We start from the raw sequence: 21,075 nt of genomic DNA on the forward strand, positions 1-21,075 counted from the left end.
ACCCCAAAAGTTCGCTCCAGCTTTGGAAATAAGGAAAATTACATGGCACACCAATGGCGCTTTTTTCGTTCCGGCGGTTTTGATCAGGTTCGGCTTGATCAAATTGCAGACTGGCAACATTTAAACGAGCTCGACCCAAAACTGTGGGCGGCGCTGAGTTGCCCGGTCAAAGGGCTGGAATTTGATGCCCGCACCATGAGTTATCTCGACACCGACAACGACGGCCGGGTGCGGATTGATGAAGTGAAAACAGCGGTGGCCTGGGCGTTGTCGGCGCTGCAACAGCCGCAAGTACTGCTCAGTGGTGACGAACTGCCATTAAGCGCCATCAACACCAGTACCGAAGATGGCCAAAAACTGCTGGCATCGGCCAAACGCATTTTACAGAACCTTGGTAAAGCCGATGCAAGCTCACTCACTGTGGCTGACACCGCTGATATGGCGCAGATTTTCCCGGCGCATCAGTTAAACGGCGATGGCATTATTACCGAAGAGCTCGCCAGCAGTCCTGAACTGAAGCATTTGATCACTACCTTATTGGCACTGGAAATCTCCAGTGTTGATCGCAGCGGTGTGCTGGGCATCAATCAAGAACAGCTTGAGAATTTTGTTGCCGACGGTAAGGCTTTTACCGACTGGCAACAAAGCGGCACCGATATCAGCACGGTATTTGGCAGTGGCACCGATGAAGCCTTTCAACTGCTGAGCGCACTGGACGCTAAAGTCACTGACTATTTCACCCGTTGTCAGCTGGCAGCTTACGACGCCAGTGCCGCAGTGCCGCTCAATGGCGCAATCGAAGATTATGCGGCGTTGTCGCGGCAGTTATTGTCACAAGCCACCTTAGACACCAGCTATTTACCGCTGGCACATATCAGCGCCGAGGGCACTTTGCCGCTGGAAAAAGGCGTGCACCCACATTGGGCAAAAGTACTGAGCCGTTTGGCTGAACTTGCCGCTGCTATTTGGCCGGCAAAAACCAGCATCAACGCCAAAGACTGGCAGCAGCTCAAAGATGTGCTGCAACCCTACGCCGAATGGAAAGCGGCGCAGCCTGCCACCAAAGCCAGCACGCTGGAGCCAGAGGTCCTGGCCGCTTGCCTGAATGAGGCAACGTTACAGCAAGCCTATACGCTGATGGCGCAGGATATTTCGCAGCAGGCCGAAGCGGAATCGGTGCTGGATGTCGACAAGTTAGTGCGTTATCAGCGGTATTTGCGTGATTTACTGCGCAATTTTGTCAACTTCGAAATTTTCTACAGCCTGGAAAAGCCAGCCATTTTCCAAAATGGCCGCTTGTATCTGGATGGTCGCAGCTGCGATTTATGCCTAAACGTCAATGACGCTGCTAAACACGCCAAACTGGCCGGTTTAAGTGGCATTTATTTGTTATATGTTGATTGTGTGCGAAGTGCGACCGGCGAGAAAAAATCGATTGTGGCGTCGATGACCGCAGGTGATGCTGGCAATTTGATGGTTGGCCGTAACGGCGTGTTTTATGATCCAACGGGGCAAGACTGGGATGCGACCGTGACCCAAATTGTCACCAACCCGATCAGTATCCGCGAAGCGTTTTTCACACCTTATCAGCGGCTTGGCCGGATGATTTCTGATCAAATCCAGAAATTTGCCGCGGCTAAAGATAAAGACATTGAAGCCAAAAGTGCTGCCGGGGTCGGTGGAGCAGCGAAAATTGCTGAAACTCCAGCCGCCAAACCTGCGGCGCCTGCACCCTTTGATGTAGCAAAATTTGCGGGTATTTTTGCGGCCATCGGCTTAGCCATTGGCGCTATTGGCACCGCTTTGGCTGCGGTGGTGACAGGCTTCCTGGGTCTGGTATGGTGGCAAATGCCGCTGGCGCTGGTCGGGATTATTTTCTTTATTTCCGGACCTTCGATGCTGCTGGCCTGGTTTAAACTGCGCGCGCGCAATCTGGCACCGCTACTCGATGCTAACGGCTGGGCGATTAATACCAATGCCAAACTCAGTATTAAATTTGGTACCAAATTGACGGCATTGGCGATATTGCCAAAAGGCTCAAAACGGACTTTAACCGACCCTTATGAAGAAAAAAGTAATGCCGGTTTATGGTTTATTCTACTGGTGATCCTGGTGACAGCCTGGGTGTTATGGCGGCAGGGCTTATTGGCGCAGTGGCTATAAGTTATTCAAAGTAAGTTATTTGTGTAGGGCGTACTCGCCGCGGCAGCGGCAGTACGCCGGATGGCGACGAAGACCCACTCACCCACCCACCCACCCACCCAGCAATTATTCGTTCATCGCCACTTGGTTAAAAACTGTGCCGCGACCCTCGCGATATTCTTTCGGTGTTTGACCAAAATGGCGTTTGAACACCGCATACATATATTGCAGTGATGGATAACCACAGATATTGGCAATTTCCGTTGGATTGACTTGAGTGTCGACCAACATCTTACAAGCCCGCACTAGTTTCTGGTTATGCAGCTCGGTGTGAATGGAATGGCCCCGTTCGGCGCGAAACCTTTGTTCGAGGTTCGAACGTGAAATCCCTACAAAATCAGTCACCTGTTCGACCTTGGCGCCGCGCGAAGCGTTACGGCGGATATAGTGCATCGCCTGGATCACATAAGGGTCGCGTAAGGCTTTAAAGTCGGTGGACTGGCGGGATGCCACGCCAACCGGCGGCACCAGAATACGTTTATTGCCAACATCAATATTGTTCAGTTGCATATGCAGCAGCTTGGCCGCTTTATAACCCATTTCGAAACAACCTTGGGTCACTGAACTTAAGCTGATGCGGCTTAAATAGCGGGCAATGTCATCATCGTCGATGCCGATAATGGCGATATTATCCGGCACCACAATGCCAACATGTTCACAAGCTTGCAGTAAGTGGCGGGCACGGGAATCGGTGACGGCAATAATGCCAATCGGTTTGGGTAGGCTTTGGATCCAGTCGGTTAACCGGTTCATCGCATATTGCCAGGTTTCGGGGCGGGTACAATGCCCTTGATAAACCTGACACTCGTAACCGTCTTGCGCGGTCAGTTTGCGCACGGCACTTTCGCGTTCACTGGCCCATCGATGTTGCTCATCGCTCGGCACGCTGTAAAAGGCAAATCGGTCCAGCCCTTTACGCTTCAGATGTTCATAAGCGGCCTGCACCAACGCGAAGTTATCGGTCGCCACATAAGGTACCGCCGGGTAATCTTCAGCTTTGGTGTACGAGCCGCCAACGCCAACCACCGGTTTATTCGAACCGGCCAATGCCCGCTGGATATTCATGTCGTCGAAGTCAGCGATAATGCCATCGCCACCCCATTCATGAATATGCTCCAGCCGACATAACAAATCTTCTTCCAGATACAAGTCCCAATCGACTTTGGAAGACTGCAGATAATGGCCAATACCTTCAATGACCTGCCGGTCATAAACTTTATTTGCGTTAAAGAGCAGCGTTATGCTGTGTTTTGCCTTAAACATGTCGTCACCCTGTGTTTACCCTTCATCCTTGAAGTTGCAGGGGGTTGCCGTGTTCACTCACTCCAAGCGCATAGTTCACTATGCTCGTGAGGGGGTCACGTATTTGCCGCGGCGTCCACCGTGGCCAACCTGCTACACCAATGATTTTGGGTTTATTATTTTTATTGTGTGGGTCTTTTGCTGATCCAGGCGCTCAATAAACACACCCCAACCAGCAATAGCCCTTTTTTTAATCAATTCCATCTTAGACCGCGCGGAAAATTTCGGATACCAGAAAACATAAAACAGCACAGAATTATGAATTTTCGTAATTGCTGCTAACCCCTTGCTCACCAAAGATTGAGCCACTTTTTACCCTTCAGAGCGCTGGCGCATTATGTATTTAGGTATCGATTTAGGAACTTCGGGCATCAAAGTCATCCTCCTTGGCCAAAATGGCAAGGTGCTGGACAGTGCCTCGGCGTCGCTGGTGGTCAGTCGCCCTTTGGCTTTATGGTCGGAACAAAACCCCGAAAATTGGTGGCAAGGATTACAGCAATGTCTCGATCAGCTTCGTGCGCACCAGTCGCTGCAAGGCGTGCTGGCTATAGGTTTGGCCGGTCAAATGCACGGTGCTACTTTGCTTGATGCCGCCAATCAGGTGATTAGGCCAGCCATGTTATGGAATGACGGTCGCTCCTTTTTACAGTGTCAGCAACTGACTGCCGCAGTGCCAGAATTGCCCGAAATTACCGGTAATCTCGCGATGCCGGGTTTTACCGCGCCAAAATTACTCTGGTTGCAGCAGCAAGAACCGGCCAATTTTGCGCGGGTCGCAAAAGTGCTTTTACCTAAAGATTATTTACGTTTTTGCTTAAGCGGCGATTTTGCGTCGGACCTGTCTGATTCGGCCGGTACTTTATGGCTGGATGTCGCCAAACGCGATTGGAGCGACAAAATGCTCGCAGCTTGTGGTTTAAGCCGCGCGCAGATGCCGAAACTTTATGAAGGTAATCAAATCACTGGCGTGTTACTGCCCGAATTAGCCAGCCGCTGGGGATTACCAAACCAGCTGCCGATCATCGCCGGTGGCGGAGACAATGCGGCAGGCGCGGTGGGGGCCGGTATCGTCCAACCGGGTCAGGCGATGTTATCGCTCGGCACTTCCGGTGTGTATTTTGCGGTTAGTGACGGTTTTAAAGCGAACCCACAATCGGCGGTGCACAGTTTTTGTCACGCCTTGCCGAGCACCTGGCATTTGATGGCGGTGACGTTAAGCGCAGCAAGTTGTTTGCAATGGTATGCCGAGAGTCTGGCGCATCAACCTGTCGCCGATCTACTGGCTGAACTTGAAGCAAGGAGTGCCAGCAACAGCATCGATATCGCCAATGCGCCGCTGTTTTTACCCTATTTATCCGGCGAACGCACGCCGCATAACAACCCGAATGCGCAAGGTGTTTGGTTTGGTTTGACGCATGACAGCAATCGACCTGTGCTGACCTATTCAGTGCTGGAAGGCGTCAGTTTTGCGCTGGCGCAAGGCGCTGAAGCTTTGCATGATTCCGGTTTATTACCCACTGAAATCAACCTGATTGGCGGTGGTGCCAGAAGCGCGTATTGGCGGCAATTGCTGGCGGATGTGCTGAACCTGACGCTGACTTTCCGCGAAGGCGGCGAAGTAGGACCTGCGCTGGGAGCCGCACGGCTGGCGCGTTTGGCGATAGAGCCACAAACGCCGCTTGCTGAGATTTGCCCGCCGCCGCCTGTCGTGAGCCAACATCAGCCCGATCCACAGCGCCACGCCATGCTCGCTACTCGCTATCAGCGCTTTAAAACCCTGTATCAGACACTGGAACCGCATTTCCCTGCAGTGTGATGAGTTAACGCTGACGAAAAGCACAAGGTTGCTCTGAAAAAACATAATTGTGCTTAAAGCCAGCAATGCCCAACATGATTACAACAGCAGTCGTAGGTATTCGCAGGTAAAAGGAGAGCAGTGTGGCTCAGTATTTTGATCAAGTTAGTAAAATCGCATTTGAAGGCGCCGACAGCAGTAACCCGCTGGCGTTTAAGCATTACAACGCGCAGGAAAAAATTCTCGGAAAAACCATGGCCGAACATTTGCGGATGGCCGCTTGTTACTGGCACAACTTCTGTTGGAATGGTCAAGACGTGTTTGGTCAGCCAACCTTTAACCGGCCATGGCTGGAAGCTGGCGATGCGATGACGCAAGCGAAACACAAAGCGGATGTCGCTTTTGAATTCTTCAGCAAACTGACCATTCCGTATTATTGTTTCCACGACATCGATGTCGCGCCGGAAGGCAACAGCATTAAAGAATACATCAACAATTTCGCGGCGATGGTCGATGTACTGGAGCAAAAACAAGCCGAAACTGGCGTTAAATTGTTGTGGGGCACCGCCAATTTATTCAGCAATCCACGTTATGCGGCAGGCGCAGCGACCAACCCGGATCCGGAAGTATTTAGCTACGGCGTGACACAGGTTTTCCACGCCATGAACGCCACTAAAAAACTCGGCGGCGAGAATTATGTGTTGTGGGGCGGTCGTGAAGGTTACGAAAGCTTGCTCAATACTGACTTACGGCAGGAGCGGGCGCAGCTGGGTCGGTTTATGCAAATGGTGGTCGAGCACAAGCATAAAATCGGCTTTAAAGGCGCCTTGTTGATTGAGCCAAAACCACAAGAGCCAACCAAACATCAATACGATTATGACTCGGCGACAGTGTACGGTTTCCTGAAACAATTTGGTCTGGAAAACGAATTCCGGGTCAATATCGAAGCCAACCACGCTACGTTGGCCGGTCACTCGTTCCATCATGAAGTGGCGACCGCCATCTCGCTGGGCATTTTTGGCAGTATCGATGCCAACCGCGGCGACGCGCAAAATGGCTGGGATACCGACCAATTCCCGAACAGCGTCGAAGAGTTAAGTCTGGTGATGTACGAAATTCTGAAAGCCGGTGGTTTTTCGACCGGTGGTTATAATTTCGACGCCAAATTACGCCGCCAAAGTGTCGACCGTAATGATTTATTCCACGGTCATATCGGCGGTATGGATCACTTAGCGATGGCGCTCAAACGCGCGGCCATGCTGGTGGAAAAAGACTTCCTTGGTGAAGCCGTGGCGAAACGTTACGCTGGCTGGAGCAACAAACTCGGTCAGGCGATTCAAAGTGGTGAACATTCGTTGCAATCGCTGGCAGCGTTAGTCGAGCGCGAGCAATTCAGTCCAAAACCAGTCAGTGGCCGCCAGGAACTGCTGGAAAATCAGGTCAATCTGGTGCTGTTCCGTTAACGATAAAGTTAAGTGCGTCCTTAAAGATTTTTTACGCTCCCGTTGTCCTGTGTTGCCCGGCTTGCCGGGCTTTTTTATCGATGTTGATTAAAGTGCCAACCGAACACCTGTCGGATGGCACGCTTCGCGTTTATCCGACCTACATTTTTATATTCAAAACAAAGTGTTATTTTCAAAGTAGGTGCGATAAGCGCAGCGCCATCGCACATATTTCAAAACAACAAATTCAGCTCAAACAGCAATTTGCGCAGGCTTTGCCGGCTATCCATCACCAGCAATAATTCAATACGTTGCTCGGCTTCATTGACCCGATAAAACAACAGATTGTGTTTATCGAGCTGCCATTGGCGGTAGTCGGGAATGCCAAGCGCTAGTAAACGTTCACTGATCGGTGCCAGCTCCGGTTGTGCGGGCAACTGTTGGCTGATTTGTTGTTTGATGGCAGTGAGCGTTGCTGTTGCCAGCGGTTCACCAAAAGCCGTCGTCAAAAAGGCTTTGAGCCGCTGCAACGAAAGCTTAAACAGCGGCGAAGCGACAATGTGATAAAGGTTACTCAAAGGCTTGTTCCAGACTTAACGAAGCCGATTGCAGCGATTTTTCTGATAGTTTCAGAATTTTCAGCAAGGCTAACGTTTCCTGAGCGAAGGTGTAATCGTCGTACGACTGCACCACAAAGGCTGGTTTGCCATTTTTGGTGATCAGCAGCTCTTCATGCAATTCCAGCGTATTGGCATGCTCTTTCAAATAGGTAATAGTTTCGGTTTGCATAGCCACCTCTAAAAAGTCTTTTTGCAGGTTGTTGCAGTCTGGCAGAACAATTTAGGTATTTCCAGCGATAGCTACGGTTTTTGTTGTTGGGACTCATTCGATGCAGGATTTGATCAGACTTTTTTGGAAGTCAGCAAGTCGACGTGCGCCATACCAACTCGGATTTGGCGCGATAATTTATGGGGCACTGGTTGAATCAAACAGCGCCGAAACAAGCTGTAATTTAGCCTTTTGTCCAAGCAATCTCGACACCGTCGCTCTCACCAACAGCTTGTTGTAACAGGCTAATTAGATGTGAGGAGCCGCCATTTTCAGCCAACATATCAATAGTATCCAGGCAGATAAAATAATCGGTATCGGCTTTGTGTTCTTCTTCCAATTGGTCAATCAGCACTTGTAAATCACGTTCTTCAACAGTGCCAAGATAAGTGCCGGTGTCCTTGAGTGTTAACGAAATCATAAAGCATCCTTTTTTGTCGGTGAATGTTCTGCCGTTTATTGCGACAGAGGGTGGTGATGGAAATACCGGCAATCAGGTGGGTTTGCTGCCAGTTTGCAACGCTAAATTAAACTGATTTTAACCGGAGTTCAATTACAGGCTGTTCACTGACAGACGTTTAAGGTGCTGTTCGCGGATGCTCATTGACCTCCGCATCGAGATCCAAAACTTTCACCATCATCGAGACTCTTTGCTTAACCAATAGCAAATCTTCGCACTAAAGGGCTGATCCGGGCGGGTGAACTGGAATGGGAAACATTTTTGGTTGGGGGAATCCGGGAAAAACTGTGGCTCCAGGCAAATGCCCTGACGGGGTTGGAAGGCGCCGCTTAAGTGGTCGCCGGTGTAGACTTGCAGGCCGGGATAATCGGAGCTGACGCCGAGGGTGAGCAGGCCGTCGGGGCTGGTGAGCTCGGCGGTTTGTTGTTGCAGATTGCCGTGCACCACAAAGTTGTGGTCCAGCTGCAACTCGCCAATCGCCTGGCGCTGACAGAAATCATAAGCGCTGCCACTGACTTTGCGCAGTTGGCCGGTCGGAATATTCTGGGCGTCGACTTCGGCATAATATGCGGCGTGCAGCTGCAGCAAATGGTTATTGATGGACTTGGCTGACGTGTTACTGACGTGCTCATCCGGTGTCGCTGCAGGTTGCGCTGGCGCCGCCAGATTAAAATAGGGGTGTAAGGTCGGGCCTATTAACGTCGGCCGGCTGCTGCTGGCTTGTAGCTCCACGGTTAAACAGCTTTGTTGCAACACCACGCCATCGGCCCTGGTCACGGAGGTTGGTTCCGACAACCGGTAACTCACCTGAAAATGACTGGGGCCGGGATAGCCGTTATGGCCGTCGGCCAGTTCGCAAGTCAGTACTACTGCATTGCTTTGCAGTTGCTGTAGCGTCCACTCTTGCTGCTGCAAGCCCTGTTCGCCGCCGTGCAAATGATGTGGGCCTTCATTTTGTTGTAGCTGGAACTGCTGCTGATCGATGGTGATTTTGCCCTGACCAATGCGGTTGGCATAAGGGCCGACCAGCGCGCCCAGATAGCTGCGGTCATGCCGGTATTGCTGCGGCTCTGGGTAGCTTAAAATCAGTTCGCGCCGCTGGTTGCCAACCAGTGTCGACCAACGGTGCATCGTGGCGCCGTGGGCTAAAATCACCAGCTCGTCACCAGCCTGATTATGTAACTGAAATAGCTGCATCTATGTGCTCCCGGGCTTTGGCCTGGCTGATGGTTAGCCCTGCATCTGTTCCAGTTCGGTGCCTTTGGTTTCATGTACCATGCTCACCACAAACCAAATCGATAGCAGTGCGCCGAGCGTATACAGGCCATAAGCACCAGCTAAACCAACACTCGCCAACAAGAGCGGAAAGGTCATGGTGATCAGGAAGTTACACACCCATTGCGACAGACCGCTAACCGCAAGTCCAACACCGCGCAGCTGATTCGGGAACATTTCGCCCAGCATCACCCACATCACCGGGCCCCAGGACAGGTTAAAAAAGAACACATAAGCATTGGCACTCACCAGCGCCACGATGCCCCAGTCGCCCATCAGCAAATTGCCCGCTGCATCCTGGTTTGCATTTAAAAATGCCAGTACCATCAGCGCTAAAGTCACCGTCATGCCCACTGAGCCCCATTTTAGCAGCGGCTTGCGACCTATTTTATCAATCACCAGCAAGGTGAAAACACAGGCTGCGATGCTGATACCGCCGCTGATCACGTTAATAAACAAGGCGTCAGCTTCTGAAAAACCCACTGCTTGCCACAGCACCGCGCCGTAATAAAACACCACATTAATACCGACCAGTTGCTGAAAGCTGGCAAGACCAATACCGACCCAGACAATCTTTCTCAGCTTGCCAGGCTTGGCAGCTGGATCTGCGCTATCTGCCGGATTGAGTAAATCTGCTAGTTTCGGTGGATGATCGGTATTAAGCGATTGTTGAATTTCACTCAGTTTGCGGCTGGCAGCGCTGGCGCCGTATAAGCGGGTGAGTACCTTGCCGGCATCGGCTGTACGACCGCGCAGCACCAGATAACGTGGGCTTTCCGGAATAAATAACAACATCACTAAAAACAAGCAGGCTGGTAGCAACTCGACCCAGAACATCCAGCGCCAGGCTTCGAAATCCAGCCATAACATGGCGGTAGAGGCACCCGCATAATTGGCTAGGAGGTAATTGCTGACAAAAGCGATGAACAAGCCAAAGATGATAGCGATTTGCTGCAAAGTGGTGAGCATGCCGCGATAGCGCGCTGGGGCAACTTCACAAATATAGGCCGGAGTGATCACGGAAGCCGCGCCAACTGCTAAGCCGCCGAGCACCCGGTAAATCACAAATTCAAGTGAGGTGACCGCAATCCCCGAACCCCAGGCGCTGATGATAAACAGCACTGCCGAAACCAGCAAAATAGTGCGACGACCGCTGATATCGGCCCAGCGTCCGGCGAAAAAGGCGCCGACCGCACAGCCGAGCAACATACTGGCGACGTTAAAACCAGTGCCAACACTTTGTGAATTAAACGCCTGTTGCAAGCCGTCAACAGTACCGTTGATGACGCCGCTATCAAAACCAAACAAAAATCCGCCGATAGTGGCGACCAGACTGATAAACAAAATAAACATTTTATTTTCTGCCTGATGTTCGGCGGCTGCGTCAGCTGGTGTGGTTGGCGATCCGGCTTGTGCTGGGTCTGATATTGAGGATTGCAACATAGTGGCTCCATTGGGGGTTGCTCTGAATTGCAGCATATGTGTAATTTGGTCGCAAAACAGCTGGCTTGTTAAAAAACATAATTCTGGCAGTACATTACGTTAATTCGCCAAAGCGGCTGGCGCGTTATGGTATGGCCTTAAAATTGAAGACAGCCACAAATGTGTGGCGTGGGCATGAGACCCAGGACAGCCACCAAATCCAGTCGACCCGATTGGTACAACTTTAAGCAACAACATAAAAACAATAACAACAGCAGGCAGGAACAGATGCAAACAGAAGTACATAAACTCTCGGTCACCGAAAAAATTGGCTACAGCCTGGGCGACCTCGCTGCCAATCTGATTTTTCAGACGTTGATGACCTTTCTGGCGTTTTTTTACACCGACGTCTATCAAATTCCGCCGGCCGCTGCCGCCACTATTATTTTTACCGGTGGTTTAATTGGCGCCTGTTTTAATCCGATCATGGGGATTATTGCTGACCGCACCCAAACGCGTTGGGGCAAGTTTCGGCCCTGGATTTTATGGACATCCATACCTTTTGGCGTGATTGCCCTGCTGGCCTTCAGTACGCCGGATTTTGGCCCTGATGGCAAAATCATTTATGCCTTTATTACTTACGTGCTTCTTGTGCTGGTTTATTCAGCCAATAACCTGCCGTACTCGGCGCTCAGCGGCGTGTTAACCGGCAGTATGGCCGATCGCAATAGTTTGTCGGCGTATCGTTTTGTCGCGGTGATGGTGGCGCAATTTATCATTCAGGCGCTGTTGCTACCGCTGGTGCTTATTTTGGGCGATGGCGATAAAGCTGTGGGTTTTGAAAACACCATGACCTTGTTTGCCTGGGTTGGCATCGTGTTTTTCCTGATCACTTTTATCACCACCAAAGAGCGGGTGAAAACCATTTCCGGCCAAACTTCCAGTATCCGGCAGGATGTCAGCGACCTTTTGAAAAACCGGCCCTGGCTGATCATGCTCATTCTGACCGTGCTGGTGTTTATCACCCTGGCGTTAAAAGGCGGCATGTATATTTTCTATTTCGAAAACTATTTAAGTGAGCAGCAGGTCGCGGTTTTTCTGGAAGATATTGGCTTTAACAGTTTTATTCTGGCGCTAAATAGCGGTTTAACCAGCATGGGTTTAACCGAGTTTTTGTGGCCAAAAGACGCCGCGACTTCGGGTTTTAGCTTATTTAATGCCGGCGGCATTATCTGCATGATTATTGGTATTGGTTTTTCCAAACCCTTAGCCGACCGTTTTGGTAAACGTGATGTGTTTGCGGTGGCGTTGTTTATTTCCACCTTGTTTATTCTGGCGTTTTATCTGTTTCCATCTGATGCCATTGGCATGGTGTTCTTGTCGCAAATTCTGCATGGCTTTTTCTATGGCATCACCATTCCGCTGCTCTGGGCGATGATTGCCGATGTGGCCGATTATTCGGAATGGAAAAACAACCGTCGCGCCACCGCCATTATTTTCTCGGCGATGATTTTTGGCCTGAAATTGGGGTTATCGATTGGCGGCGCCTTGGTCGCTGGCATTTTGGCGCAGGTTGGTTACGACGCGCAGCTGGCAGCGCAATCCCCGGAAACCATCCATGGCATCAAACTCTCAGTCAGCCTGTATGCGTCACTGCCGTTTTTATTGGGCGTCGGCTGTGTGTGCCTGTATGAGATTAATAAACATAAAGAAACCCAAATCGAGCAGGCGCTGAACGAGCGTCGATCTGCTGCCGGTTTGGCGCAAGTGGAGTAAGGGTGATGACGAATTTTTCAGAGACAACAGCGCCAACTGAGGTCGAGCCAGCAGTTCCAAACGAGGCACAGCCGGATTTACAGGCACTCAAACACAAAGCGATCTCGCAGCCGCTGGTCGAGCATATATATACCGCCGATCCATCAGCGCATGTATTTGATGGCGTCATTTATATTTATCCATCCCATGATATCGAAGCAGGTATTCCGTTTAACGATAACGGTGATCACTTTGGTATGGAAGATTATCACGTGTTATCGATGGCTGGCCCCGATGCGCCGGCGGTCGACCACGGGGTGGCTTTGCATATCAAAGATGTGCCCTGGGCCGAGCGCCAAATGTGGGCGCCGGATGCGACCCGCAAAAACGGCAAATATTATTTGTATTTTCCGGCCAAACGCCCGGACGGCATTTTCCAAATCGGTGCCGCAGTCGGTGATTCGCCGATAGGGCCTTTCAAAGCCCAGCCAAAGCCGATCGCAGGCAGCTATTCGATTGACCCGGCGGTATTCGAAGACGATGACGGCCAGTTTTATCTGTATTTCGGCGGCATTTGGGGCGGCCAGTTACAGCAATACCGTAATCATCAATGGCACGCCGACCATGCAGAACCAACGGCAGATCAGCCGGCGCTTGGCCCGATTGTGGCGAAACTGCGCGATGATTTACTGGAATTTGCCGAAACGCCGCGGGAAATTCAAATTCTCGATGAGCAAGGCCAGCCGCTCAAAGCCGGTGATACTGACCGGCGCTTTTTTGAGGCGTCATGGCTGCATAAATATCAGGGCACTTATTACTTTTCGTATTCGACCGGCGACAGCCACTTTTTGTGTTACGCCACCGGCGATAATCCGTATGGGCCTTTTACTTATCAGGGCCGCATTCTGGAGCCAGTGGTCGGCTGGACCACCCACCATTCAATCGCTGAATTTGCAGGCAAATGGTATCTGTTTTATCACGACTCGATTTTGTCCGGCGGCGTGACCCATCTGCGTTCGGTGAAAATGGCAGAAATTCAGTACGACGCTGACGGCCGCATTCAAACCTTAAAACCTTACCGCGATTAAACCACGACAATCTGGCTATAAACCCAGGAGGCACTGTGATGCGTAAACCTTTGATCACCGCGGTGTCTGCCGCCGTGCTGAGTTGTGGCTTAACCGGCGGCCTGGCCAGCAGTCAGGCCGCAGGCTCGTTTCCTTACCAAAATGCCGCTTTACCGGTGAATGCCAGGGTGGATGATTTAATCAGCCGGATGACGCTGGAAGAAAAACTGGCGCAATTACAAACCCTGTGGCACCAACGCCGGGCGATGGAAACATCCGCTGAGCTCGGCGATGACGGTTTACAGTTTATCGCCGAAGTTGCGGCGCAAAAGATGCCACTGGGGATTGGCCATATCGCCCGGCCCAGTGAATTTAAAACGCCGCGGCAAACCGCCGAATTTAATAATGCGCTGCAGCGCTGGCTGAAAGAACACACCCGGCTCGGTATTCCGGCCTTGATGCACGAAGAAGCTTTGCATGGCTATGTGGCTTTTGATGCGACCAGTTTTCCGCAAGCGATTGCGCTCGCCAGTAGCTGGTCACCGCAGGATTTACAGGCGGTGTATGCACTCGCAGCCAAAGAAATGCGCGCGACCGGCGCACACTGGGCCTTAGCGCCAGTGCTGGATATCGCCCGCGACCCACGCTGGGGCCGGATTGAAGAAACCATGGGTGAAGATCCGTATCTCATGTCGGCGCTGGGCGTGGCGGCAGTGACTGGTTTTCAGGGTGATGTTGGCGCTGAGGGGCCTTTCGCCAGCGATAAAGTGATCTCAACGCTCAAGCACCTGACCGGTCATGGTCAGCCCAGTGCTGGGGTCAATATTGCGCCGGCGCAAATAGCCCCTCGTGAATTACATGAAGTGTTTTTACCGCCGTTTGAAGCTGCAGTGAAGCTGGCGCATGCCGCCAGTATTATGCCGTCCTATAACGAAATTGATGGCATCCCTTCTCATGTGAATGGCGCCTTGCTCAACGATGTAGTGCGCAAGCAGTGGGGCTTTCGTGGCGTGATGGTCAGCGACTATTTTGCCATTCAGGAGCTGAACAGTCGCCATGGTTTATATGCAAGTGATGCCGAAGCCGCCAAGGCCGCGCTGCTGGCGGGCGTCGATATGGAAACGCCGGATCCAAAGGCTTATCCAAAATTATTGGAACTGGTCAAAACAGGACAGCTATCGGAAAAAGTAGTCGATACCTCAGTTCGCGCCGTGCTGACGCTGAAATTCCGGCTGGGACTTTTTGAAAACCCTTATGTCGATGCGTCTAAGGCTGATGGGTTGGTTGGGGCACCTGAGCAGCGGGCTTTTGCCCGGCAGATGGCGGAAAAATCGCTGGTGCTGCTCAAAAACGATGGCAGCTTGCCACTCAAAGTAAATCAAATCAAAAAGCTGGCAGTGATTGGCCCGCATGCCGATGAAACCTTGCTCGGTGGCTACAGCAGTATTCCGCGGCAAACCGTCAGTATTGTTGCCGGACTGCAGGCGAAGTTACAGGGCAAAGCCGAAGTCCGCTTTGCTCGCGGCACGCTGTTAACAAAAACGGTAACGAAAACAGTAACGACTAAAGTGTCGGACGACGCCGGGGCTGGTGATGTGGAAATCGCCAGCACAGACACCTCGACCACTGCGATGTTGCAGGCCAAAGCCGCCGCTAGATTGGCAGAGCGCAGTGCCACCGCCGGTACTTTTTCGATGCAACGCTGGAACGAGGACGGTATTCAATTAACCAATGCCGGGGACCGCCAGGGCTTGCTGGAAGAAGCGGTGGCTTTGGCCAAAACTTCGGATGCGGTGGTGCTGGTACTCGGTGAAAACGAAGGTTTATCGCGCGAAGCCTGGGCCGAGGAACATCTGGGCGATCGTAGCAGTCTGGAATTGGTCGGCAATCAGCTGCAGCTGGCACAGGCCTTACTGCAGGTGGCCAAAGAGACCGGTAAACCGCTGGTGTTGGTGCTGAGTAATGGCCGTCCTTTGGCGTTAGGCGAGCTCGCTGACACCATGCCTGCGATTATCGAGGCCTGGTATCTGGGGCAAGAAACCGGCGCTGCTGTTGCCAATGTGCTGTTTGGCGACGTCAATCCATCCGGCAAATTGCCTTTGACTTTTGTCCGTAGCGCCGGTCATATACCCGGTTTTTACAACCATAAACCTTCCGCCAAACGGGGTTATCTGTTTGATGACATCAGCCCGCTGTACCCCTTTGGCCATGGTTTGAGTTACACCCGTTTTGACTACAGCGATTTGCAAATTGTCGAAAGCGCCAGAGGTGCGGTCGCCAACAGCGAAGTGACTGTCAGCTTTCGGCTGAAAAACAGCGGCAAGGTTGTCGGAACCGAAGTGGCGCAGCTGTATATCAATGATCCGGTGGCGAGTATCACTCGGCCGGTGAAGCAACTGAAAGCCTTTGCCCGGGTCGATTTACAGCCGGGGCAGCAGGCGCTGGTCAGTTTTAAAGTGCCGGTCAACCTGCTGGCCTTTGTGGACAGCCATCAAAACTGGGTGGTCGAGCCTGGCGAAATCAAGCTGATGATTGGCAGCTCATCGGCTGATCTGCGCTTGCATGGCAGCTTTGACATTGATGGCGAAGTGACGGATGTCGGTGCGCACAGAGCGTATTTGAGTACCGTGGATGTCCGATATGAACAATAAACGGCGGCTGTCCGCAAAGCAGGACATCGCAAATAATCAGCCTGAAGGAGCACAAGACATGGCGATCGCAAACGAATTAAGTACCGGTTTATTGGTGTTGTCTTGCACTTTTGCTTTATCCGGTTGTGAACAGCCGGGGCCATCACCCACCGAAACCAACAGTCAGGCCGTGACCACCACCGCTACAGCCGATCCAGTTGCTGTGGAAAAACCAGTAGCTGTTGAAAAGCCAGTTATCGACGCCAAAAACTGGCCATTGCAGCCATCGCCGATTGCCCGTACCCCAGCCATTGAAAGCAAAATCAGTGCTTTATTGGCGCAAATGAGCGATGAGCAAAAAGTAGGGCAACTGATCCAGGCGGACATCGGCTCGGTGACGCCAAAGCAGGTGCGTGATTATTATCTGGGCAGTGTGCTCAACGGCGGTAACTCAGCACCAGGTGCTGATAATAGAGTTGGCGCCAAAGCCTGGCTGGAACTGGCCGATGCCTTTTGGCAAGCCAGCACCGATACCAGCGATGGTCGGCCTTATATTCCGGTGATGTGGGGCACCGATGCGGTACATGGCCACAGCAATGTCAAAGGCGCCACCATTTTTCCACATAACATCGGCTTAGGTGCGATGCGTGAACCGGAATTGCTGCGCAAAATCGGCCGGGTGACTGCGATCGAAATGCAGGTGACAGGCCTTGACTGGACTTTTGCACCAACCATCGCCGTGGTGCGGGACGATCGCTGGGGGCGCACTTATGAATCCTATGGTGAAGATCCGGCGTTGGTCGCATCTTACGCGCCACATATTCTGCAAGGTATTCAAGGGGTTCCTGGAACAGCCGAGTTTTTACGTGGTGAACATATGCTCGCTACAGTAAAACATTTTTTGGGGGATGGCGGCACCGTTGATGGTAAAGATCAAGGCGATAATCAGCATACTGAAGCAGAGCTGCGTGATTTGCATGGTCAGCCCTATTACAGCGCTATTCAAGCCGGGGCGAGGGTGGTGATGGCCTCCTACAACAGCTGGTTTGGCGAAAAAATGCATGGTTTCCAGCCGATGCTGAGCGATGTGTTAGTCGGCCGGATGGGTTTTGATGGTTTTGTGGTTGGCGACTGGAATGGCCATGGCCAGGTTAAAGGCTGTACGCCAACAGATTGTGCCGCGTCGCTGAATGGCGGTTTAGATATGTTTATGGCGCCAGATAGCTGGGAAAAGCTCTATCACAACACCCTGGCGCAGGTGAAAGATGGGCGCATTTCCAAAGCGCGACTGGACGAAGCGGTCAGCCGGGTGCTTAGGATCAAAGCCGAAATGGGCTTATTTGACGAGGTACTGCCATCAAAGCGGCCCTTGGCAGGCAAGTTTGAGCTGATGGCGAGCTTTGAGCATCGTGCTGTGGCGCGGGAAGCGGCGCGTAAATCGTTGGTGCTGCTGAAAAACAATCAACAACTGTTGCCGCTCAAAGCCAACAGCAAAGTGTTGGTAGCCGGCGATGGCGCGGACAATATCGGTAAACAAAGCGGCGGCTGGACGTTAAGCTGGCAAGGTGCCGGCAATAAAAACAGCGACTTTCCGAATGGCGAATCGATTTATGCAGGCATCAAAGCCGCAGTGACTGCGGCGGGTGGCACTGTTGAACTAAGTGAAAATGGCCGTTTTGCGGCTGATGCCAAACCAGATGTGGCGATTGTGGTATTTGGTGAAGATCCTTATGCCGAGTTTGTTGGCGACCGTGCGCATCTGGCGTTTGATGATGGCCGTGGATTACAAATTCTGACTGAACTCAAAGCCCAGGGTATTCCAACGGTGACAGTGTTTTTATCCGGGCGGCCACTCTGGGTAAATCCTGAACTGAATCAATCCGACGCTTTTGTCGCCACCTTTTTACCAGGCTCTGAAGGTGGCGCTATCGCCGATGTGCTGATCCGCGCGGCGGATGGCAGCATTCGCCATGACTTTCAGGGCAAACTGCCGTTTTCCTGGCCAGCAGATGCCACCGGCGCTTTATTAAATGTCGGGGACGCTAACTATCAGCCGCAATTTGCCTTTGGTTATGGTTTGACTTACCAGGATGATGTGACTGTGGCCAAGCTTCAGGAAAATTCAGGCATTAGCGCAGATTTAGTGGTGAATTTCAGCCGTTATGTACATGCCGGCAAAGCGGTGAGTCCATGGCAATTGCAGCTCATCGACGACGGGCAAGTCACGGTGGTGACGGATCCGCTGCAACAATCGGCGCAAGGCGCTGTCACGGCCAAAGCCACCGATCGCCTGCAGCAGGAAGATTCGGTGGTATTAAACTTTGTCAAAACTGCCAGCGTGGCGCTAACCCATAGCCAACAAGCCAGTCTGGACTTAGCCCGCCAAGCCAACGGCGATATGGTACTGGAACTGGAATATCAGGTGTTGGCCCTGCCTGCGGCAACGGACAAAGCTTCTACGGACAAAGAGGCCGCGAAAATTCTGCTTGGCATGTTGTGCGGCGACAAATGCAAAACCAGCCTCGATTTCAGCAACTATTTCAGCACACAACTCGGCAAAGGCTGGCAAAGCCTGAAGATCCCGCTGCGCTGTTTTAGTCAGAACAACCCGGACTTTAAGTTGACAGCGATCACCCACCCGCTGCTGATCGAAAGCCCGGCCGGATTCCAGTTACAACTGGCGCGGGTACGGTTGACGGAGAATGAAGGGCAAGGGGTTTGTGGGGGCGAATAAGCCCCTTCAACCTTGAAGATTTGGGTTATAAACTGCTGATTGTATGGAACACCTGCCCTGATTGGGGCAGGTGTGGCTGGGCGGTTAGGCACATGTTTTATTCTCGCAAAGCTTACTTTGTGCTAATTGCGGACCTCGTTTAACTTTAATAATCTGCTCCTAAATGCTATTTTTTAGACATCGTTGATCTTGGAACATTTAACAGATAGTTTAAGTCATTGTTACTTCGTAATCTGGCAACAACTTACGGGTTTTCTGCCGCTAAAAAAGATTGTATCTGATGACTCCACTTCGCATTGCAGCACTTGTACTTGTCGTTCTGATTGCACCGTTACAAATTTTGTATATTAACCTAACGTTTCCCAGATTCCCTTTTAATGCAGTGTCGATAGGGGTCGCAATTACCTTCATTATCTTTATTGTCAGTACCTTACGTCTTTTATCCATTAAATCAAGCTTAGGCATTGGTCTGATCGCTTTGCTTGTCATATTGGGCATTTGCGTTTTACATCGCCTTCGTGACGCAGTGATAGTTGCAATTCCCCTTCTGAATATTTTAGCTTTGGTAAGTCATCGCTTGCCACGTGTCGAGCATTATTCGGTATTAATCGGCATTTCATTTTCAATAGCTATCGCAGCCTGTGCGCTTGGCGCAGCGCCATCACTCGCCATTCAACTCTTGGCAGGTGACTTCCAAAATGTACATCAGTTTATCTCGAATCTTTTTGACGGATACCTTGTTGATCTTAGTGTAGCCGCGGTAGCCATCCTACCCTTTATTGGAACTGCCATCGCGATGCGGCAACGAAAATCTCGAGACATCCAATCATTGCCAACAGCTTAAAAATACGTGCATTATTCGGCTCTATTTTTAGTTGATGGTCAGTGTATAAATTATCAGTGCGACGGATGCACACCTTTGAAATCCGGTGAATGTTGGTTGCAAATGTTGGTATGACGACCCTACCTATTGCATCCATTTGGCAATGCGTTGGGGAACTCGATTGTTAGTGGCTTAAGCACGAAATCAAACGCTCAAAATGAAAAAGCCGCGAACCAACGCGGTCAGCAGGCCTATGAGCAAGCTATTGCCGCAGGCATCCCAGATACTCAGGCAAAACTGTTGGCCGCTAAGGAAGTGCTGGCATCGTTGTCCCCTGACAAGCGACAAAAAGTCAGCATTGCGCAAGACGGTGACACGCTGCAAATTGCCAATAACCGGCTGGACCGCTCTAAAGGTGGTATCACGATGAGCGGCACCAATGCAGTGGACTCCATCATGGGGCTGACGAGCTGGATAAGCGATGAAGGCTTGTGGGGTAACAATGATGTGCTGAAGCTTGCAATGGGGCAACTCAGCAATCGCGTTTCTGCAACACAGTACAGCATTGCGAAAAGTCAGCATGAGATGAAGTACTACGCACTGGGTGGTCATAATGGAATGTTTGACCAGTATGGGACAACACAAACACTGTCGATGATACCTAAGATGAATGGACATTCATCAAACACATCAACAATACAGCAATCGAGTTTTGGTAAAGCTTGGAACCAGTATGTTGCATACAGTAGTCAAGATGTCACACCAGTGCCGGCAGCACAATCAGTAGTGTCAAACGCATTATTTGCAAAGAGTCTTCATGACACAGCGCAAAAGGGAATCATGGCGCACACTAAGCCGGGAGCAACTATGTTTGCCCTTGGAAATAATCTGGTTACGTTAGATGGTACCCAACGGCCGGGTTTTAATCCTGATCAATTACCTATCAATAGCCGCACGGTAACACAAGGATTGTCTGCGACGGGTGTTATGGTTAATGCTCTTAAATCAGGTGCTGGAGTAGGTGCTTTGTTAGCCCCTGTTGGAACAGCGATAGAATATAGTATTCAGGGTAAACCGATACTGTCTGAGGCTTTTGCTAAGGATTCAGGGGTCGATATGATTAAGGGCGGTGTCAGCGGAGCTGTTGGGGGGGTTGTGACGACGGCAGTAATTGCGGGAGCCGCAATATTTGCAGGTACTGTTGCAGCTCCAGTTGTTGCTGGAGCCGTCATTATAGGTTTTGCCGCGAGCTGGGCTTTTGGAGAGCATGTATTTGATCCAGTAGTTGGGGATGATCTGAAAAAATGGTGGAAAAATTAGCAGAAAAGCCCCTTAAGACT

The 21,075-nt window shown here is 51.3% G+C and carries 16 protein-coding genes; 9 read left to right on the plus strand and 7 right to left on the minus strand.

Features of this window, described 5'->3' with window-relative positions; all coding sequences use genetic code 11:
- The first annotated feature begins 42 nt into the window (after positions 1 to 42).
- The gene (locus tag EOE67_RS07925; RefSeq protein WP_127698496.1) at positions 43 to 2,163 is read left to right on the plus strand and encodes a hypothetical protein; all 2,121 of its coding nucleotides are present in this window, start codon (positions 43 to 45) and stop codon (positions 2,161 to 2,163) included.
- 105 nt (positions 2,164 to 2,268) lie between these two features.
- Here EOE67_RS07925 and EOE67_RS07930 read toward each other — a convergent pair whose 3' ends face one another.
- Both EOE67_RS07930 and EOE67_RS07935 read right to left on the minus strand, forming a co-directional pair.
- Positions 2,269 to 3,465, minus strand: a complete 1,197-nt coding sequence (locus tag EOE67_RS07930) for a XylR family transcriptional regulator (RefSeq protein WP_127698498.1) — start codon at positions 3,463 to 3,465, stop codon at positions 2,269 to 2,271.
- 132 nt (positions 3,466 to 3,597) lie between these two features.
- Positions 3,598 to 3,813, minus strand: coding sequence for a hypothetical protein (locus EOE67_RS07935; RefSeq protein ID WP_127698499.1), 216 nt, complete (start codon positions 3,811 to 3,813; stop codon positions 3,598 to 3,600).
- A 28-nt stretch (positions 3,814 to 3,841) separates the two neighbouring features.
- Here EOE67_RS07935 and xylB point away from each other — a divergent pair, with 28 nt between their 5' ends.
- Complete coding sequence (xylB, locus tag EOE67_RS07940) at positions 3,842 to 5,320, plus strand: xylulokinase (RefSeq protein ID WP_127698501.1); 1,479 nt, start codon at positions 3,842 to 3,844, stop codon at positions 5,318 to 5,320.
- A 122-nt stretch (positions 5,321 to 5,442) separates the two neighbouring features.
- Positions 5,443 to 6,762, plus strand: a complete 1,320-nt coding sequence (xylA, locus tag EOE67_RS07945) for a xylose isomerase (RefSeq protein WP_127698503.1) — start codon at positions 5,443 to 5,445, stop codon at positions 6,760 to 6,762.
- Between the two features lie 212 nt (positions 6,763 to 6,974).
- Here the strand turns inward: xylA and EOE67_RS07950 are convergent, their stop codons facing one another.
- From EOE67_RS07950 to EOE67_RS07970, 5 genes are all read right to left on the minus strand, one after another.
- Positions 6,975 to 7,319, minus strand: coding sequence for a type II toxin-antitoxin system RelE/ParE family toxin (locus EOE67_RS07950; protein WP_127698504.1), 345 nt, complete (start codon positions 7,317 to 7,319; stop codon positions 6,975 to 6,977).
- Complete coding sequence (locus EOE67_RS07955) at positions 7,312 to 7,530, minus strand: type II toxin-antitoxin system Phd/YefM family antitoxin (protein ID WP_127698506.1); 219 nt, start codon at positions 7,528 to 7,530, stop codon at positions 7,312 to 7,314. The genes EOE67_RS07950 and EOE67_RS07955 overlap by 8 nt, the downstream gene beginning before the upstream one ends.
- Before the next feature lie 223 nt (positions 7,531 to 7,753).
- Positions 7,754 to 7,990 (minus strand): galactosyldiacylglycerol synthase, encoded by a 237-nt coding sequence (locus tag EOE67_RS07960; protein ID WP_127698507.1) that lies wholly within the window; start codon positions 7,988 to 7,990, stop codon positions 7,754 to 7,756.
- 216 nt (positions 7,991 to 8,206) lie between these two features.
- On the minus strand, positions 8,207 to 9,226 hold the full coding sequence (locus EOE67_RS07965; RefSeq protein WP_127698509.1) for an aldose epimerase family protein: 1,020 nt from the start codon (positions 9,224 to 9,226) through the stop codon (positions 8,207 to 8,209).
- A gap of 33 nt (positions 9,227 to 9,259) precedes the next feature.
- On the minus strand, positions 9,260 to 10,747 hold the full coding sequence (locus EOE67_RS07970) for a sugar porter family MFS transporter (protein ID WP_127698511.1): 1,488 nt from the start codon (positions 10,745 to 10,747) through the stop codon (positions 9,260 to 9,262).
- Positions 10,748 to 11,014: 267 nt separating this feature from the next.
- Between EOE67_RS07970 and EOE67_RS07975 the strand changes: the two genes are divergently transcribed.
- From EOE67_RS07975 to EOE67_RS08000, 6 genes are all read left to right on the plus strand, one after another.
- Positions 11,015 to 12,502: an MFS transporter gene (locus tag EOE67_RS07975; protein ID WP_127698513.1), complete on the plus strand. Its 1,488-nt coding sequence runs from the start codon at positions 11,015 to 11,017 to the stop codon at positions 12,500 to 12,502.
- Positions 12,503 to 12,507: 5 nt separating this feature from the next.
- Positions 12,508 to 13,569, plus strand: coding sequence for a glycoside hydrolase family 43 protein (locus tag EOE67_RS07980; RefSeq protein ID WP_127698515.1), 1,062 nt, complete (start codon positions 12,508 to 12,510; stop codon positions 13,567 to 13,569).
- A gap of 38 nt (positions 13,570 to 13,607) precedes the next feature.
- Positions 13,608 to 16,199, plus strand: coding sequence for a glycoside hydrolase family 3 N-terminal domain-containing protein (locus EOE67_RS07985; RefSeq protein ID WP_127698517.1), 2,592 nt, complete (start codon positions 13,608 to 13,610; stop codon positions 16,197 to 16,199).
- Between the two features lie 58 nt (positions 16,200 to 16,257).
- Entirely contained in the window at positions 16,258 to 18,912 is a 2,655-nt protein-coding gene (locus tag EOE67_RS07990) for a glycoside hydrolase family 3 protein (protein ID WP_127698519.1), read from the plus strand.
- A gap of 280 nt (positions 18,913 to 19,192) precedes the next feature.
- Positions 19,193 to 19,756 carry a hypothetical protein gene (locus EOE67_RS07995; protein ID WP_127698520.1) on the plus strand — a complete coding sequence of 188 codons (564 nt, stop codon included), beginning with the start codon at positions 19,193 to 19,195 and terminating at the stop codon, positions 19,754 to 19,756.
- Between the two features lie 126 nt (positions 19,757 to 19,882).
- Positions 19,883 to 21,055 carry a hypothetical protein gene (locus EOE67_RS08000; RefSeq protein WP_127698522.1) on the plus strand — a complete coding sequence of 391 codons (1,173 nt, stop codon included), beginning with the start codon at positions 19,883 to 19,885 and terminating at the stop codon, positions 21,053 to 21,055.
- Positions 21,056 to 21,075 lie beyond the last annotated feature (20 nt).

Origin of the sequence: Rheinheimera riviphila, from assembly GCF_004005945.1 — a bacterium.
Classification (GTDB): Bacteria; Pseudomonadota; Gammaproteobacteria; order Enterobacterales; family Alteromonadaceae; genus Pararheinheimera; species Pararheinheimera riviphila.